General features: G+C 74.0%; 13 protein-coding genes. 5 read left to right on the top strand and 8 right to left on the bottom strand.

The window, feature by feature from the left end:
• Positions 1-85: 85 nt before the first annotated feature.
• Positions 86-1,354 (bottom strand): class I SAM-dependent RNA methyltransferase, encoded by a 1,269-nt coding sequence (locus tag IEW90_RS03995; protein ID WP_188716270.1) that lies wholly within the window; start codon positions 1,352-1,354, stop codon positions 86-88.
• Positions 1,355-1,499: 145 nt separating this feature from the next.
• Between IEW90_RS03995 and IEW90_RS03990 the strand changes: the two genes are divergently transcribed.
• Together IEW90_RS03990 and IEW90_RS03985 are read left to right on the top strand one after the other, a co-directional pair.
• Positions 1,500-2,135 carry a Maf family protein gene (locus IEW90_RS03990; protein WP_188716269.1) on the top strand — a complete coding sequence of 212 codons (636 nt, stop codon included), beginning with the start codon at positions 1,500-1,502 and terminating at the stop codon, positions 2,133-2,135.
• A 27-nt stretch (positions 2,136-2,162) separates the two neighbouring features.
• Positions 2,163-2,885: a hypothetical protein gene (locus IEW90_RS03985; protein ID WP_188716267.1), complete on the top strand. Its 723-nt coding sequence runs from the start codon at positions 2,163-2,165 to the stop codon at positions 2,883-2,885.
• Positions 2,886-2,983: 98 nt separating this feature from the next.
• Here IEW90_RS03985 and IEW90_RS03980 read toward each other — a convergent pair whose 3' ends face one another.
• The 3 genes from IEW90_RS03980 to IEW90_RS03970 form a co-directional block, all read right to left on the bottom strand.
• Complete coding sequence (locus IEW90_RS03980; RefSeq protein ID WP_188716266.1) at positions 2,984-5,050, bottom strand: ABC transporter ATP-binding protein; 2,067 nt, start codon at positions 5,048-5,050, stop codon at positions 2,984-2,986.
• Between the two features lies 1 nt (position 5,051).
• Positions 5,052-6,776: an ABC transporter ATP-binding protein gene (locus tag IEW90_RS03975; protein WP_188716263.1), complete on the bottom strand. Its 1,725-nt coding sequence runs from the start codon at positions 6,774-6,776 to the stop codon at positions 5,052-5,054.
• A gap of 65 nt (positions 6,777-6,841) precedes the next feature.
• Positions 6,842-7,435, bottom strand: coding sequence for a TetR/AcrR family transcriptional regulator (locus IEW90_RS03970; protein WP_229679475.1), 594 nt, complete (start codon positions 7,433-7,435; stop codon positions 6,842-6,844).
• 210 nt (positions 7,436-7,645) lie between these two features.
• On the opposite strand from IEW90_RS03970, the gene IEW90_RS03965 reads away from it, so the two are divergent.
• Positions 7,646-9,409, top strand: coding sequence for an acetyl/propionyl/methylcrotonyl-CoA carboxylase subunit alpha (locus IEW90_RS03965; RefSeq protein WP_188716261.1), 1,764 nt, complete (start codon positions 7,646-7,648; stop codon positions 9,407-9,409).
• A 17-nt stretch (positions 9,410-9,426) separates the two neighbouring features.
• Here IEW90_RS03965 and IEW90_RS03960 read toward each other — a convergent pair whose 3' ends face one another.
• The 4 genes from IEW90_RS03960 to IEW90_RS03945 all read right to left on the bottom strand — a co-directional run bounded on the left by IEW90_RS03960 (position 9,427) and on the right by IEW90_RS03945 (position 13,353).
• The gene (locus IEW90_RS03960; RefSeq protein ID WP_188716259.1) at positions 9,427-10,683 is read right to left on the bottom strand and encodes a DUF6596 domain-containing protein; all 1,257 of its coding nucleotides are present in this window, start codon (positions 10,681-10,683) and stop codon (positions 9,427-9,429) included.
• Between the two features lie 82 nt (positions 10,684-10,765).
• The gene (locus tag IEW90_RS03955; RefSeq protein ID WP_188716257.1) at positions 10,766-11,155 is read right to left on the bottom strand and encodes a YciI family protein; all 390 of its coding nucleotides are present in this window, start codon (positions 11,153-11,155) and stop codon (positions 10,766-10,768) included.
• Positions 11,156-11,336: 181 nt separating this feature from the next.
• Complete coding sequence (locus tag IEW90_RS03950) at positions 11,337-12,779, bottom strand: NAD(P)H-quinone dehydrogenase (RefSeq protein WP_188718015.1); 1,443 nt, start codon at positions 12,777-12,779, stop codon at positions 11,337-11,339.
• Positions 12,780-12,813: 34 nt separating this feature from the next.
• Positions 12,814-13,353 (bottom strand): YaeQ family protein, encoded by a 540-nt coding sequence (locus IEW90_RS03945; RefSeq protein WP_188716255.1) that lies wholly within the window; start codon positions 13,351-13,353, stop codon positions 12,814-12,816.
• Positions 13,354-13,445: 92 nt separating this feature from the next.
• On the opposite strand from IEW90_RS03945, the gene IEW90_RS03940 reads away from it, so the two are divergent.
• Both IEW90_RS03940 and IEW90_RS03935 read left to right on the top strand, forming a co-directional pair.
• On the top strand, positions 13,446-14,276 hold the full coding sequence (locus IEW90_RS03940) for a purine-nucleoside phosphorylase (RefSeq protein WP_188716253.1): 831 nt from the start codon (positions 13,446-13,448) through the stop codon (positions 14,274-14,276).
• Positions 14,273-15,916, top strand: a complete 1,644-nt coding sequence (locus IEW90_RS03935; RefSeq protein WP_188716250.1) for a phospho-sugar mutase — start codon at positions 14,273-14,275, stop codon at positions 15,914-15,916. Before IEW90_RS03940 ends, IEW90_RS03935 begins: the two co-directional genes overlap by 4 nt.
• Positions 15,917-15,960: the final 44 nt, after the last annotated feature.

Genomic DNA, 15,960 nt, shown 5'->3' with positions numbered 1-15,960 from the left:
GGTGTGCGCGGTGGAGCTGAGGGCGGAGGTCCTGCGGACCTCCGCCGCGACCCCAGCGCCGCGGCCCGCAGGGCCGCGGCAGCCGCTACGCCTTGCGGAAGGAGGCCACCGCCTCCATGTGGTGGGTGTGCGGGAACAGGTCGAACGCCTCGAGCGACCCGACCTCCCAGCCCGCCCCCACGAGCAGCTTCGCGTCGCGGGCGAGCGCGACCGGGTCGCAGGCGACGTAGACGATCTGCGCGGGGTGGAGCGCATCCAGCCGCTCGATGACCTCGCGGCCGGCGCCCGCGCGCGGCGGATCGAGCACGACGACGCCGCTCGCGAGGCGCTCCCGCTCGGCGCGGCTGGCGCGATCGGCGAGCGACTGCAGCCAGCGGTCGACGCGCGCGGTCTCGGCACTCGCGCCCAGCCACTCCGCGAGGTTCTCGGCGGCGTGGTCGGTCGCGACCTCGTCGGCCTCGACGCTCGTGATGCGGGTGCGGTCGCCGAGCGCCTCGGCGATGGTGGCGGCGAAGAGGCCGACGCCGCCGTAGAGGTCGAGGCTCCAGCCGGCCGGGTCGATGCGATCGGTGTCGATCGCGCGGCGCACCGCCGCCGTGAGCACGGCGGGGGCCTCGCGGTGCACCTGCCAGAAGCCGGCACGGTCGAGCTGGAACTCGCGCTCGCCGACGGTCTCGACGATCGTGTCGGAGCGGCCGCGGTCGGGCTCGCCCTCGAACGCGATCACGTCGACCTCGCCGTCGGACCGCTCGACGTAGTCGACCGCGGTGACGCCCGGCAGCCGCTGGTCGAGCTGGGCGGCGAGCTGGATGCCGCGAGTCGCGAGCGGCAGCGAGGCGACCGGCACGACCTCGTGGCTGCGGGGCGCGAACGGCCCCTGGCGCCCGCGGTCGTCGACGTGCAGGCGCACGCGGGTGCGCCAGCCGAGGCCGCCGCGCCCGTCGTCGCCGGGCGCCGGCCGCACGCGCACCTCGCGCGTCATGCCGCCCGTGCGCTGCAGCGCGTCCTCGAGCACCCGCTGCTTCAGCTCGCGCTGGCGGGCGAGGCGGATGTGCCCGAGCTCGGCGCCGCCGGCGCGCTCGAGCGGCGCCCGCTCGATCGACGCCTCGGGCCACACGTGCTCGACGCGGTCGGGCGAGGCCTCGACGACCTCGAGCGCGACGGCCGAGGCGAACGACTTCTTCACGTCGACGATCTGCGCGCGCACGCGCTCGCCCGGCATCGTGTCGGGCACGAACACGACGCGCCCCCGCTCGTCCTCGGTCGCGCCGTGCCGGCCGACGAAGCGGCCGCCGTGGGCGACGTTGTCGATCTGGAGCTCGACGATCTGACCGGGCTGGATGTCGGAGGGCATGCCCCCATCCTCCCATCCGGCGGCGCGCCGCCTCGCTCGTGGACCCGATCCTGAGCGGTGGACCCGAGATCTCGGGTCCACGACGCAGGATCGGGTCCAGCGGCGGTGACCGGACGTGCGGAGCCGCGGATGCGAGGATCGGGTCGTGCAGCTCATCCTCGCCTCCGCCTCCCCCGCCCGCCTCGCCCTGCTGCGCCAGGCCGGCATCGAGCCGATCGTGCGGCCGACGGACGTCGACGAGGACCTGCTCGTCGAGGCGCACGAGGCCGAGCACGGGCCGCTCGCCGCCGACGCGTACGTGCTGCTGCTCGCGCGCGCGAAGGCCGAGGCGCTGCTCGACCAGGATCCGCTCACCGGCTTCGACGGCCTCGTGCTCGGCGGCGACTCGTCGCTCGAGCTCGACGGCGCGATGCTCGGCAAGCCCCACACGCCCGAGCGCGCCAAGGAGCGCTGGCTGCAGCAGCGCGGCCGCGAGGCGACCCTGCACTCGGGGCACTGGATGCTGCGCGTGCAGGGCGGCCGCATCGAGGACTCCGCGCACGTCGCGACGGCGACGACGCTGCGCTTCTCGGCCGACATCGACGAGGCCGAGATCGACGCGTACGTCGCCACCGGCGAGCCGCTGCAGGTCGCGGGCGCGTTCACGATCGACGGTCGCGGCGCCGCGTTCATCGACACGATCTCGGGCGATCCGTCGACGGTCATCGGCATGTCGATCCCGGCCGTCCGCCGACTCGCTCGGGAGCTGGGCGTACCCTGGCCCGCACTCGCGGAATCCTGATCCGCGGGACCGACCGGAGGAGCACCCATGGCGCGCGCGATGTGGATCTGGATGCAGGCAGGCACGACGCTCGACACGGCGGCCCTCGTCGCCCACGTCGACGCGCAGCGCGTCGGCGAGGCGTTCGTGAGCGTGCCGTGGACCGGCCCCGACGCCGAGACGCACCGCTGCGTCGCCGCGCTCCGCGGCCGCGGCGTGCGCGTCGCCGCGCTCGGCGGCGACCCCGCGTGGACGTCCGGATCGGATGCGGTCACCTGGCTGCAGCGGGCGACCGCGTCGTTCCTGTTCGACGCCGTGCACCTCGACATCGAGCCGTGGACGCGGCGCGACTGGGCGGGCCGCGAGCGCGAGCTGCTCGCGGGCCTCGAGCGCACCGTGAAGGACGTCGCCGGACGCACGGCGCTGCCGGTCGAGGTCGACCTCTCCCCCTGGCTCGCCGACGCCTACCCGGACGAGTTCGGCCGCATCGTCCGGCGCGCCGACCGCGTCGCGCTCATGGCCTACCGCGACCGCGCCGCCGACGTGCTCGCGATCAGCGCGGCAGCGCGCGCGATCGTCGCCCGGGTGGGGAAGCCCTGCCGCATCGGCGTCGATGTGCTGCCGTCCGAGGCGCCGGCCGAGACCTTCGCCGACGACGGCCGCGCCGTGCTCGAGCGCGAGCTCGCAGCGATCGAGGCGGCGCTGGCCGGCGCCCGCGCGTTCGCCGGCACGGCGATCCACGACTACGACCACTGGCGCGCGCTCGCCTGACGAGCGCTCCGCGTCCCTGCCTGCACATGTGCGGGTGGCGGCGAGGGCGGAGACGACGGAGGGCGGAGCCGCTCGGCCACGCCCTCCGCGCATCCGGCTCAGGTCGTCTGCTGCGGCACCGCGCCCGTGGGCGCGCCCGTCGCGGCGTCGTCCTCGGGCTCGAGGTCGAGGTCGGCCACGGCCTGCTCGAACTGCGCGTTGAGCAGGCGCCAGTAGGCGCCGCGCGCGGCGACGAGCTCGTCGTGCGAGCCCTGCTCGACGATCGCGCCCTGCTCCATCACGAGGATGAGGTCGGCGTCGCGGATCGTCGACAGGCGGTGCGCGATCACGAACGACGTGCGGTCGGTCCGCAGCGCCGCCATCGCGTGCTGCAGCAGCTGCTCCGTGCGGGTGTCGACGCTCGAGGTCGCCTCGTCGAGGATGAGCACGCTCGGCCGCGCGAGGAACGCGCGCGCGATCGTGACCAGCTGCTTCTCGCCCGCCGACAGGTTGGAGGCGTCCTCGTCGATGAGCGTGTCGTAGCCGTCGGGCAGCGAGTGCACGAAGCGGTCGACGTAGGTGGCGCGCGCCGCCTCGAGGATCTCCTCCTCCGTCGCGTCGGGGCGGCCGTAGGCGATGTTGTCGCGGATCGTGCCGCCGAACAGCCACGTGTCCTGCAGCACCATCCCGGTCTGCCTGCGCAGCGCATCCCGCGTCATGGTCGCCGTGTCGACGCCGTCGAGCAGGATGCGGCCGCCGTCGATCTCGTAGAACCGCATGAGGAGGTTCACGAGCGTGGTCTTGCCGGCGCCGGTCGGGCCGACGATCGCGACCGTCTGCCCGGGCTCGACCGCGAGCGAGAGGTCCTCGATGAGCGGCCGCACGGGCGAGTACGAGAAGCGCACGCGCTCGAAGGCGACGCGGCCCGCGCCGGGCGTCGGCGTCGCGCCGCCCTCGTCGGAGCCCTGCTCGTCGGCGTCGAGCAGCTCGAAGACGCGCTCGGCGCTCGCGACGCCCGACTGCACCATCGCGAAGGTCTGGCCGATCTGGCCCAGGTTCTGCGAGAACTGCTGCGAGTACTGGATGAACGCCTGCACGTCGCCGACGCGGATCTGGCCCGCGGCGACGAAGAGGCCGCCCGCGACCGCGACGAGCACGTAGCCGATGTTGCCGACGAAGGTCATGAGCGGGAAGACGAGGCCCGAGAGGAACTGCGCCTTGAACGACGCCTGGAAGACGGCCTCGTTCTCCTCGCGGAAGCGCTCCCGCACCTCGCGCTCGCGGCCGAAGACCTTGACGAGCGCGTGGCCGGTGAACGTCTCCTCGACGATCGCGTTGAGGCGGCCCGTGCGGCGCCACTGCTCCTTGAACAGCGACTGCGCGCGGCCCATGACGAGCCCGACGATGACCGCGGTGAGCGGCACCGAGATGAGCGCGATGAGCGCGAGCCACGGGTTGATCGTGAACATCATCACGAGCACGCCGACGATCGTGAGCACGCCCGTGACGATCTGCGAGATGGTCTGCGACATCGTCTGGCCGACGTTGTCGAGGTCGTTCGTGAGGCGGCTCAGCAGCTCGCCGCGCGGCATGCGGTCGTAGTACGACAGCGGCAGGCGGTGCACCTTCTCCTCGACCTCGGTGCGCAGGCCCTTGACGGTGCGCTGCACGATCCCGTTGATCACGTAGCCCTGGATCCACTGGAACAGGGAGGCGAGCGCGTAGATCGCGATGACGGCCACGAGGATGCCGCCGAGCGCCTCGAAGTCGATGCCTGCGCCGGGCTGGAGCCCCGGCATCGCCTCGACGATGTTCGCGAGGTCGCCCTGGCCCGACTGCCGCAGGCCCTCCACGACCTGCTCCTGGGTGGCGCCGGCCGGCAGCTGCCGCTGCACGAAGCCCTGCACGATGATGTTCGTCGCCTCGCCGAGGATGCGGGGGCCGATCACCGAGAGCACGACGCCGGCCGCGCCGACGGCGAGCACCGCGGTCATGAGCCAGCGGTAGGGGCGCAGCAGCCCCAGCATCCGCTTGATCGACGGGCCGAAGCTCTTCGCCTTGCCGGGAGGCGCCTCCCAGTCGCCGGCGCCGAGGCGCGCGGCCTCGGCCTGCTCGTCCTCGAGGCGCTCGGCCTCGGAGCGGCTGTCCTCGACGGGGGCCTGCGGGGCCCGGTCCTTGCGCGCCATCTCAGGCCTCCACTGCCATCTGCGAGTCGGCGATCTCGCGGTACGTGTCGTTCGTGGCGAGCAGCTCCTCGTGGGTGCCGAGGCCCACGACCCGGCCGTCCTCGAGGACGACGATCCGGTCTGCGTCGACGATCGTCGAGACGCGCTGCGCGACGACGATGCGGGTGGTGCCGGCGACGTCGCGGTCGAGCGCGGCGCGGAGGCGCGCGTCGGTCGTGAGGTCGAGGGCGCTGAAGGAGTCGTCGAAGACGAGCACCGGCGGGCGCTTCACGAGCGCGCGGGCGATCGAGAGCCGCTGGCGCTGGCCGCCGGACACGTTCGTGCCGCCCTGGGCGATCACGGACTCCAGCTCGCCGTCGCGCTCGCGCACGAAGCCCGCGGCCTGCGCGGTCTCGAGCGCCGACCACAGCGCGTCGTCGCCGGCCTCGGGGTCGCCGTAGCGGAGGTTCGAGGCCACGGTGCCGGAGAACAGGTAGGGCCGCTGCGGCACGAGGCCGATCTGCGCCCACAGCGCGTCGGCCTCCGACTCGCGCACGTCGACGCCGCCCACGCGCACCGAGCCTCCCGTGACGTCGAAGAGGCGCGCGAGGAGGTTGACGATCGTGGTCTTGCCGGCGCCGGTGGAGCCGATGATGGCGACGGTCTCGCCGGGCTCGGCCGTGAACGAGACGCCCTTGAGCACCGGAGCGTCCGCGCCGGGGTAGGCGAAGGTGACGTCGTCGAACACGACGCGGCCGTCGGGCTCGGGGGCGAGGTCGCCGATGCCGCGCTCGATCGACGGGGTCGTGCCGAGCACCTCGCCGATGCGGCGGGCCGAGACCGCCGCCCTCGGGATCATCATCGTCATGAAGCTGAGCATCATGACGCCGAAGAGGATCTGCATGAGGTACTGCAGGAACGCCATCATCGTGCCGATCTGCAGCTCGCCCGTGTCGACGAGCTGCCCGCCGAACCAGATGACCGCGACCGACGAGCCGTTGAGGATGAGCATGACGAGCGGGAACAGCAGCACGAACAGGTTGCCGGTGCGCAGCATCGCGTCGTAGACGCCGTCGTTCGCCTCCTCGAAGCGTCGCCGCTCGCGGGGTTCCTGCACGAAGGCGCGGACGACGCGGATGCCGGTGAGCTGCTCGCGCATGACCTGGTTGATGCGGTCGATGCGGTCCTGCAGCAGGCGGAAGATCGGCACGAGGCGCGTCACGACGAGCAGCATGACGCCGAGCATCACGGGCACGACGACGGCGATGAGCCACGAGAGGGTGCCGTCGGCGCGCACCGCCATGACGATGCCGCCGACCGCGAGCAGCGGCGCCGCGAGCAGCATGGTGCAGCTCATGAGGATGAGCATCTGCACCTGCTGCACGTCGTTCGTGGTGCGCGTGATGAGGCTCGCGGAGCCGAAGCGCTGCACGTCCTGCTCCGAGAAGTCGCCGACCCGGGCGAAGACGTCGGCGCGCAGGTCGCGGCCGGCGCGCATGGCGAGGCGGGCGCCGAGCAGGATCGCGAGCAGGTTCGCGACGACCTGGCCGAGGCTCATGCCGAGCATCTCGCCGCCGAGGCGCCAGATGGTGCCGGTGTCGCCCTGGAGGACGCCCTCGTCGATGATGTCGGCGTTGATCGTGGGCAGCATGAGCGACAGCAGCGCCTGCACGAACTGGAAGACGATGACGCCGAGCAGCAGCAGCCAGCTCGGCTTCACGTAGCGGACGATGAGCGTCCACAGCATGGGGGGGTCCTCTCCTGGGGTGGTCGGAGGTGGGTCGGGTCGGGCGGGGTGGGCGGGGCGGCGGCTCAGGCGGCCACGGCCGGCGCGGCCGGCGCGTGGGCGCGCGAGGCGACGCCGTGCAGGAAGACGTGGACGATCTCGGCGGGCGTCATGGGGATGCCCCAGCCGCCGTCGTGGCAGGCGGCGATGACGAGCATCCGGAGCATCGCGGCGGCCCGTGCGGTCGCGATGCCGAGGCGGTCGCGATGCGCGTCGAGCGCGTCGATCCAGGGCTCGAGCATGCGGTCGAACTCGGCGATGTCCTCGTGGCTCGGCTGCTGCATGAGCGAGCCGAGCATCTGGAGCATCCGGAACTGCTGGCGGTACTGCAGGATGGCGAGCTCGGCGATGCCCGCGGCGAGCTCCTCGAGGCTCGTGCCCTCGGCCCCGCCCGCGCGGATCCACTGCCCGGCGGCATCCTCGCGGCGGCCCTCGCGGGCGACGAGGGCGCGCAGCAGCGACTCCTTGTCGCCGAACGCCTTGTAGAGCGTGCCCTCCGCGACGCCCGCGGCCGCGGCGAGCTCCTTCGAGGTGACGGCGAGGCCGCGCTCGAGCGCGACGTCGAGCACGGCGTCGAGGATCTGCTCGCGCCGCTGGTCCGAGCTCATGCGGGGGGTCACGGCTCCGATGCTAGGTGAGTGAGCGCTCACTCACCTAGCGGGATTCGTGGCGCCGCGCGGAATCCCGCGTGTCGCGCGGCGTCCCCCGGCGCCGCTCACCTCCGGGCTCGCGGGAGGCGCTCGGCTGTTGGAGGTCTCCACAACGTTCCGGCGGATCCTGTGGAGGTGATTGCCGAGCGGCGCACCCTCCGCCGCCTAGGCTGAGGAACCATGCCCCGCATCACGAAGGTCCTCATCGCCAACCGCGGCGAGATCGCCGTCCGCATCATCCGCGCCGCCAAGGATGCGGGCATCGGCTCGGTCGCCGTGTACGCGGAGCCGGACCGCGATGCGCAGCACGTGCAGCTCGCCGACGAGGCCTATGCGCTGGGCGGCGCCACGAGCGCAGAGAGCTACCTGCGCATCGACAAGATCCTCTCGGTCGCCCGCCGCTCGGGCGCCGACGCCGTGCACCCCGGCTACGGCTTCCTCGCCGAGAACGCCGACTTCGCCCGCGCCGTCATCGGCGCCGGCATCATCTGGATCGGCCCGAGCCCCGAGGCCATCGAGCAGCTCGGCGACAAGGTCTCGGCCCGCCACATCGCCGAGTCGGTCGGCGCGCCCCTCGCGCCCGGCACGATCAACCCCGTCGAGGGCGCCGACGAGGTGCTCGAGTTCGTCGACCAGCACGGCCTGCCGGTCGCGATCAAGGCGGCGTTCGGCGGCGGCGGCCGAGGCCTCAAGGTCGCCCGCACCCGCGAGGAGGTCGCGCAGCAGTTCGACTCCGCGACCCGCGAGGCGATCGCCGCCTTCGGCCGCGGCGAGTGCTTCGTCGAGAAGTACCTCGACAAGCCGCGCCACGTCGAGACCCAGTGCCTCGCCGACGCCCACGGGAACGTCGTCGTCGTCTCCACCCGCGACTGCTCGCTGCAGCGCCGCCACCAGAAGCTCGTCGAGGAGGCGCCCGCGCCCTTCGTCACGCCCGAGCAGGAGGCCGAGCTCCGCCGCGCCTCGAAGGAGATCCTGCGCGCCGCGGAGTACGTCGGCGCCGGCACCTGCGAGTTCCTCATCGGCGCCGACGGCACCATCTCGTTCCTCGAGGTGAACACGCGCCTGCAGGTCGAGCACCCGGTCTCCGAGGAGGTCACCGGCATCGACCTCGTGCGCGAGCAGTTCCGCATCGCCGAGGGCGAGGCGCTCGGCTACGACGACCCCCGGGTAGCAGGCCACTCCATCGAGTTCCGCATCAACGGCGAGGACCCGGGCACCGGCTTCATGCCGCAGCCCGGCCCCGTGCGCATCTACCGCGCACCGTCGGGACCCGGCATCCGCGTCGACTCCGGCGTCGTCGCCGGCGACGTCATCGGCGGCAACTTCGACTCGATGCTCGCGAAGCTCATCGTGACGGGCCGCACCCGCGAGGAGGCGCTCGAGCGCTCGCGCCGCGCGCTCGCCGAGTTCGAGGTCGACGGCCTGCCGACCGTGCTCCCCTTCCACCGCCGCATCGTCGACCACCCGGCGTTCGCGCCCGAGGGTGGCGAGCCGTTCCAGGTCTACACCTCGTGGATCGAGACCGAGTTCGACAACGACATCCCCGCGTGGGCGGGCGAGCCGGGCGAGCTCGGCGGCCCGGAGGCGCGGCGCACGGTCGTCGTCGAGGCCGACGGCAAGCGCATCGCGGTGTCGATGCCGAAGCGCCTGTTCTCGGACGCGAAGGACGCGAAGGGCCCTGCCCCGCGCCGCACCCGCGCCGCGATCTCGGGCGCCGCGAGCGGCGCGATCGTCTCGCCGATGCAGGCGACCGTCGTGAAGGCGGCCGTCGCGGAGGGCGACCGGGTCGTCGCCGGCGACCTGCTCGTCGTGCTCGAGGCGATGAAGATGGAGCAGCCGCTGCAGGCGCCCATCGACGGCACCGTCACGTTCGTCGACGCGCCCGTCGGCCAGACCGTGCCGTCGGGCCACCCGCTCGTCACGATCGAGCCGGCCGCCGGGTAGGCGCTGCGCCCGCGGGGTCAGGCGTCGCGGATGCGGCGGCGGACGAAGGCGGCGAGCGGCGCCCGCAGGAGCGGCTCGAGCGCCGCGTAGCGCGCGGCGGCCTCGGCACGGCGGCCGCGCTGCCAGTCGAGGTCCGCGAGCGCGAGGCTCGCGTCGCGCCGCGAGGCGGACGGCCCGTCGTGCTCGAGCGCCGCGAGCGCCGCCGCGACCTCGTCGAGCGCGGCCTCGTCGCGCGCGCCGTCGCCGGGACCGGTCGCGCCGGATCCGAGCGCCACCCGGCCGCGGGCGATCGCGGCGGCGACCCGCGCGGCCGGCGTCGGGCGCAGCGCCACGAGCCGCTCGTGCAGCTCAGCGATCGCGCGCCAGTCGGTCCCGTCGGCGCGGCGCGCCACGACGTGGAGCGCCGCGATCGAGGCCTCGAGCGCGAAGCGCCCGCCGCTGCCGGCGGTCTGGGCGGCGCGCTCGAGTCCCGCGAGCGCCAGCCGGCGATCCCACCGGGTGCGGTCGACCTCCTCGAGCGGCAGCGCGGCGCCGTCGGCGTCGAAGCGGCCGGGCCGGCGGGCGAGCGCGAGCAGCACGACCGCCTGCAGCGCCGCGGCCTCCGGATCGCCCGGACGGTCGATCGCCGCCGCGGTCGCGAGCGTGAGGGCGCTGCGGCCGAGGTCGTCGGCGGGCCCCTCGGGCCGCATCGCGTCGCGCTGCCCGACGGCGTGCACGGCGGCGATGCACTCGAGCACGTCGGGCATCCGCGCCGCGCGCTCCTCGGGCCCCGGCACGCGGAACGCGCCGGCGGCCTCGGCCAGCTGCCGCTTCGCCCGCGTCAGGCGCGCGGAGGCGGCGCGCGGGTCGATGCCGAGGTGCCAGGCGATGCGGGCGGTGTCGAGCCCGCACACGAGGCGCAGCGCGAGCACCAGCCGGCTGCCGGCGCCGAGCGCGGGATCGCACGCGACGTGGAGGAGCGCGAGCCGGTCGTCGATTGTGGCGCCCGCCTCCGTCCCCTCGGCGTCGGCCGCGGTCGCCCCGCCGCGGCGCCGCGCGAGCTCCGGCAGCGCGCGGCGCTCGACCGCGCCGTGCCGCACGGCGTCGAGGTGGATGCGCCGGCCGACGGTCGTGCACCAGGCGACGAGGTCGTCGATGGGCTCCGGATGCGCCACAGCGCGGGCGACCGCCTCGGCGGCGAGCTCCTCCCCCGCGTCGACGGAGCCGGTGTGCGCGGCGAGCTGCCGCACGACGCTCGGCCACGCGGCACGGAAGGCGGCGTCGTCCGGGCGCACGGGATCATCGTGGCACGCGCGGGCCGGACGGGTCAGGAGGCCGTGGGCGGGCGCCGGCAGGGGCACCCGCCTCGGACCCGACTCAGCCCTCCTGGCCACCGCCGAAGTCGAACACCTTGCGCGACTCGACGTGGCCGCCCGTGGGCACGCCGACGGCGAGCTGCTTCGCCACCTCGTCCGACTCCGCCTCGACGAGGTAGAAGCCCGTGATCACCTCATCGCTCTCGAGGCTCGCGCCATCGGTCCACACGGCGTCCTCCAGCTCGCGACCGTCTCGGCCGGGGCGCACGGTGCCGCCGTGCTTCCGCGACTGCAGGGCGTTGCCGCCGACGATCCTCGCCCCGAGCTCCTCGACGCGGCGCTCGAACACCACGAACTCGGGGAACTCCGCCTCGATGCGGTCGCTGTCGCCCTGGTAGGCGTCCGAGTCCCAGTCGGGCTCGACGATCAGGAACATGTACTGGTCGACCATGGCCGCATCCTCTCCGTCAGGGACCGCGTCGGTCGCAGTCTCGCATGGAAGACGCGGAGGGCCTCCCCGATTCGACATGCGCACGCGAAAGGACCCGATCCTGCGCGCTGGACCCGAACCTTCGGGTCCACGGCGCAGGATCGGGTCCAGCAGCGGGAGGCGTGGGTCGCGGCGCGCGGCGTCAGCCCTCGTCGACGCGGTGCATCGCGCGCGCCGCGTCGGCGATCGAGCCGGTGAGCGACGGGAAGACCGGGAAGACGCGCGCGAGCTGGTCGACCGTCAGGCGGTGCTCCATCGCGATCGTCACAGGGTAGATGAGCTCGGAGGCCTTCGGGGCGACGATGACGCCGCCGATGACCGTGCCGGAGCCGGTGCGGGCGAAGAGCTTCACGAAGCCGTCCTCGATGCCCATCATCTTCGCTCGGGCGTTCGTGGCGAGGTCGATGCGGTAGATCTCGCCCTGCGCGACGCCCTCCTCGATCTGCTTCTGCGACCAGCCGACCGTGGCGATCTCGGGCTGCGTGAAGATGTTCGACGCGACCGTGCGCATCGAGATCGGGTCCACGGCGTCGCCGAGCGCGTGGAACATCGCCGTGCGGCCCTGCATCGACGCGACCGACGCGAGCGGCAGCGCGTCGGCGCAGTCGCCGACCGCGTAGACGTTGGGGAGGTTCGTGCGGGCCACGCGGTTCACGAGGATGTGGCCGGACTCCGCCATCTCGATGCCCGCCTCCGCGAGGCCGATGCCCGCGGTGTTCGGGATCGAGCCGACGGCCATGAGGCAGTGCGAGCCCTCGACGGTGCGGCCGTCGGTGAGGTGCACGACGACCCCGGACTCCGTGCGCTCGACGCGCTCGGCGCGCGACTTCGAGAGCACATGCATGCCCTGGCGCCGGAAGACGTCCTCGATGACCGCGGCCGCATCGGTGTCCTCGCCCGGCAGCACCTGGTCGCGGCTCGAGACGAGCGTGACCTCGGCGCCGATGAGCGAGTAGGCGCTCGCGAACTCGGCGCCCGTGACGCCGGAGCCGACGACGATCAGGTGCTCGGGCACCTCCTCGAGGCCGTACAGCTGGGTCCAGGTGAGGATGCGCTCGCCGTCGGGCATCGCGCTCGGCAGCTGGCGCGGCGTCGCGCCGACCGAGACGACGATCGTGTCGGCCTCGAACTCGTCGAAGTCGGCGCCCTGCTTGCCGGTGGAGACGACGACGCGGCCCGTGCCCTCGAGGCGGCCCTCGCCCTGCACGATCGTGACGCCGGCCTTCTCGAGGTCGGCCTTCATGTCGAGCGACTGCTTGGCCGCGAGCGACAGCAGGCGACGGTTGACGGCGCGGAGGTTGACGCTCACCTCGGGCCGCTGCGGCCGCCCGGACTCGCCCCGCACCGAGTACTGCACGCCGAGCTGGCTCGCGTCGCGGATCGCGGCGGCCGACTCGGCGGTCGCGATGAGCGACTTCGAGGGCACGACGTCGGTGAGGATCGCGGCGCCGCCGACGCCCGTGCGCTCGATGAGCGTCACGTCGGCCCCGAGCCTCGCGCCCGCGAGCGCGGCCTCGTAGCCGCCGGGACCGCCGCCGATGATGACCACGCGCTGCCTGCGCTCGAATGCACTCACGCGCTCCATCATCCCGCACCCTGACGGGATGCGGCGCCAGCGGTCAGCCCGCGGTGCGCTCGTGCACCTCGCTCATGAGCGACGTGCCGTTGACCTCGACGTAGAGGGTGCCCTCGGTGCGCGACACCGACATGCTCGTGCGCCGCGTCACCGCATCCGCGACCGCCTCGACGAAGCCGGGGTCGAACGAGACGAGCCGGACATCCTCGGCGCGGTGGATGCGCTTCCCGACCCAGCGGCCGGCCACCTTGTCGGGGTCGCGGTGCGTGTACACGGCGGTGCGATCGGCGGCCATGCTGCCGCGGTGCACCCGCTCGGCCTCGGGCGCGCCGATCTCGATCCAGGCCGTGAGGGCGCCGGTGAGGTCGCGGGCGAGCACGGCGGGCTCGTCGCCGCCCGAGAGGCCGTCGCCGAAGCCGATGCCCTCCTCGTGCTCGAGGCAGAGGGCGAGCACGCGCGTGACCATGAACTGCGCCGTCTCGGAGGGGTGCTGGGCGACCTTGAGCGTCAGCTCCTCGTAGACGCCGCGGTCGACGTCCGAGAGCTGCACGTCGAAGGTGTGGATCGTCGCGCCGATGGCCATGCGATCGAGCCTAGGCGAGCGGCAGGATCCCGCCCGCCGAGTCCGCCGCGTCCGCCCCGGATGCCCGGCGCCCGCCGCCTAGAGTGGGCGGCATGACGCACCCGCTCGACCACCCCGCCGACCCGAAGGCCGTCGCCGCCGCCGCCGCCGACGACATCCGCCGCATCACCGGCGTCGAGAGCCACGACATCGCGCTGACGCTCGGCTCCGGCTGGGCGAAGGCCGCCGACCTGCTCGGCGAGACGACCCACACGATCCCCGCCACCGACGTGACCGGCTTCTCGAAGCCCGCGCTCGAGGGCCACGTGGGCACGCTCCGCTCGATCCTGCTCGACGACGGCCGCCGCGCCCTCGTCATCGGCGCGCGCACCCACTACTACGAGGGCCACGGCGTGCGCCGGGTCGTGCACTCGGTGCGCACCGCCGCCGCGGCGGGCGCCAAGGTGATGGTGCTCACGAACGGCGCCGGCGGCATCAAGGACCGCTGGGAGCCCGGCCAGCCCGTGCTCATCAGCGACCACATCAACCTCACCGCCGACTCGCCGCTCGAGGGCGCCACCTTCGTCGACCTCACCGACCTCTACGCGCCGCGCCTCCGCGACATCGCCCGCACCGTCGACGCCTCGCTCGACGAGGGCGTCTACGTGCAGTTCCGCGGGCCCCACTACGAGACGCCGGCGGAGGTCCAGATGGCCAAGGCGATCGGCGGCCACATCTGCGGCATGTCGACGGCGCTCGAGGCGATCGCCGCCCGGGAGGCGGGCATGGAGGTGCTCGGCCTCTCGCTCATCACGAACCTCGCCGCCGGCATCCAGTCGACGCCCCTCTCGCACGAGGAGGTCATCGAGGCCGGCCAGGCCGCCGAGGGCCGCATCTCGCGCCTGCTCGCCGACGTCGTCGGCGCGATCGGGGAGGCCGCGTGAGCTCCGCCGTCGAGGTCGCGCGCGCTTGGGCCGCGGCCGACGTCGACGCGGAGACGCGAGCCGAGCTCGAGGCGACGATCGCGGCCGCCGAGGGCGGCGACGAGCTGGCCGTCGCGGAGCTCGCGGATGCGTTCCGCGGGCGCCTGCAGTTCGGCACCGCCGGGCTGCGCGGCGCGATCGGCGCCGGCCCGAACCGCATGAACCGGGTCACGGTGCAGCAGGCCTCCGCGGGCCTCGCCGCGTTCCTGCTCGCGCGCGAGCCGCATCCCTCGATCGTCATCGGCTGGGACGGCCGTCGCGGCTCCGAGGTGTTCGCGCGCGACGCCGCCGAGGTCTTCGCGGGCGCGGGCGTGCGCGCCATCCTGCTGCCGCGCCTGCTGCCGACGCCCGTGACCGCGTTCGCGGTGCGGCACCTCGGCACGAGCGCGGGCGTCATGGTGACGGCGAGCCACAACCCGCCCGGCGACAACGGCTACAAGGTGTACCTCGGCGGCGACGACGAGGGCAGCCAGATCGTGCCGCCCGTCGACGGCGAGATCGCGGCGCTCATCGAGCGCGCGGCGGCGACGCCCGTCTCGGAGTACCCGCGCGGCCAGGTGGAGACGGCGGGCGAGGGCGTGTGGGAGGCGTACGTCGCCGCCACCGCGTCGCTCGGCCAGCCGGCCCACGAGGGCGGCCCGCGCGTGGTCTACACGCCCATGCACGGCGTCGGCCTCGAGACGGTCGAGGCGGTGCTCGACGCCGCAGGCTTCCCGCCCGTCACGACCGTGCCCGAGCAGGCGCAGCCGGACGCAGCCTTCCCCACCGTCGACTTCCCGAACCCCGAGGAGCCGGGCGCGCTCGACCTCGCGTTCGCGCTCGCGACCGCGGAGGACGCCGACCTCGTGCTCGCCAACGACCCCGACGCCGACCGCCTCGCGGTCGCCGTGCCGGAGGACGGCGGCTGGCGGATGCTCACCGGCAACGAGGTGGGGCTGCTGCTCGGCTGGGACGCCGCCCGCTCGGCCCGCGGCCGCGGCGTGCTCGCCGCATCCGTCGTCTCCTCCCCCGGCCTCGGCGCGATCGCCGAGGCGCATGGGCTGGAGTTCGTGCAGACGCTCACGGGCTTCAAGTGGGTCTCGCGCGTGCCGGACCTCGTGTACGGCTACGAGGAGGCCCTCGGCTACCTCGTGAACCCCGGCACCGTGCGCGACAAGGACGGCATCTCGGCGCTCGTGCGCGTGCTCACCCTCGCCGGCGATCTGCACGAGCGCGGCTCGTCGCTCGCCGAGGAGCTGCTGGCGCTCGCAGGCGAGTTCGGGGCGTTCGCGTCGGGCCAGGTGTCGGTGCGCGTCACCGACCTCGCCCGCATCCCGGCGATCATGGCGGCGCTGCGCGCCGAGCCGCCCGCCTCGCTCGCGGGCCTCGCGGTGACCGCCGCCGACGATCTCTCCCTGCCCGAGCACGGGTCGATCGGCGACATCCTGCGCTTCGCGCTCGCCGACGGCACGCGCGTCATGGTGCGGCCCTCCGGCACCGAGCCGAAGGTGAAGGTGTACATCGACGCCGTCTCGCACGAGGGCTCCCCCGCCCAGCGGGTGCGCGCGGCGCAGGAGAAGGTCGACGCGATCGCCGAGGCCGTGCGGCCGCTGCTCGGCTGACGCATCCGGGATCGGGGGCCGGCCTTCGCTCAGGGCGGAGCCCG

It is taken from the genome of Agrococcus terreus (assembly GCF_014645235.1).
Classification (GTDB): Bacteria; Actinomycetota; Actinomycetes; order Actinomycetales; family Microbacteriaceae; genus Agrococcus; species Agrococcus terreus.
Note: the sequence above shows the minus strand (reverse complement) of the source record. Positions and strands in the feature narration are given on the sequence as shown.

Excerpts from the sequence above, each read along its gene's own strand:
- IEW90_RS03995 (WP_188716270.1), bottom strand. The coding sequence starts at position 1,354 with ATGCCCTCCGACATCCAGCCCGGTCAGATCGTCGAGCTCCAGATCGAC.
- IEW90_RS03985 (WP_188716267.1), top strand. The coding sequence starts at position 2,163 with ATGGCGCGCGCGATGTGGATCTGGATGCAGGCAGGCACGACGCTCGAC.
- IEW90_RS03980 (WP_188716266.1), bottom strand. The coding sequence starts at position 5,050 with ATGGCGCGCAAGGACCGGGCCCCGCAGGCCCCCGTCGAGGACAGCCGC.
- IEW90_RS03975 (WP_188716263.1), bottom strand. The coding sequence starts at position 6,776 with ATGCTGTGGACGCTCATCGTCCGCTACGTGAAGCCGAGCTGGCTGCTG.
- IEW90_RS03965 (WP_188716261.1), top strand. The coding sequence starts at position 7,646 with ATGCCCCGCATCACGAAGGTCCTCATCGCCAACCGCGGCGAGATCGCC.
- IEW90_RS03955 (WP_188716257.1), bottom strand. The coding sequence starts at position 11,155 with ATGGTCGACCAGTACATGTTCCTGATCGTCGAGCCCGACTGGGACTCG.
- IEW90_RS03950 (WP_188718015.1), bottom strand. The coding sequence starts at position 12,779 with ATGGAGCGCGTGAGTGCATTCGAGCGCAGGCAGCGCGTGGTCATCATC.
- IEW90_RS03945 (WP_188716255.1), bottom strand. The coding sequence starts at position 13,353 with ATGGCCATCGGCGCGACGATCCACACCTTCGACGTGCAGCTCTCGGAC.
- IEW90_RS03940 (WP_188716253.1), top strand. The coding sequence starts at position 13,446 with ATGACGCACCCGCTCGACCACCCCGCCGACCCGAAGGCCGTCGCCGCC.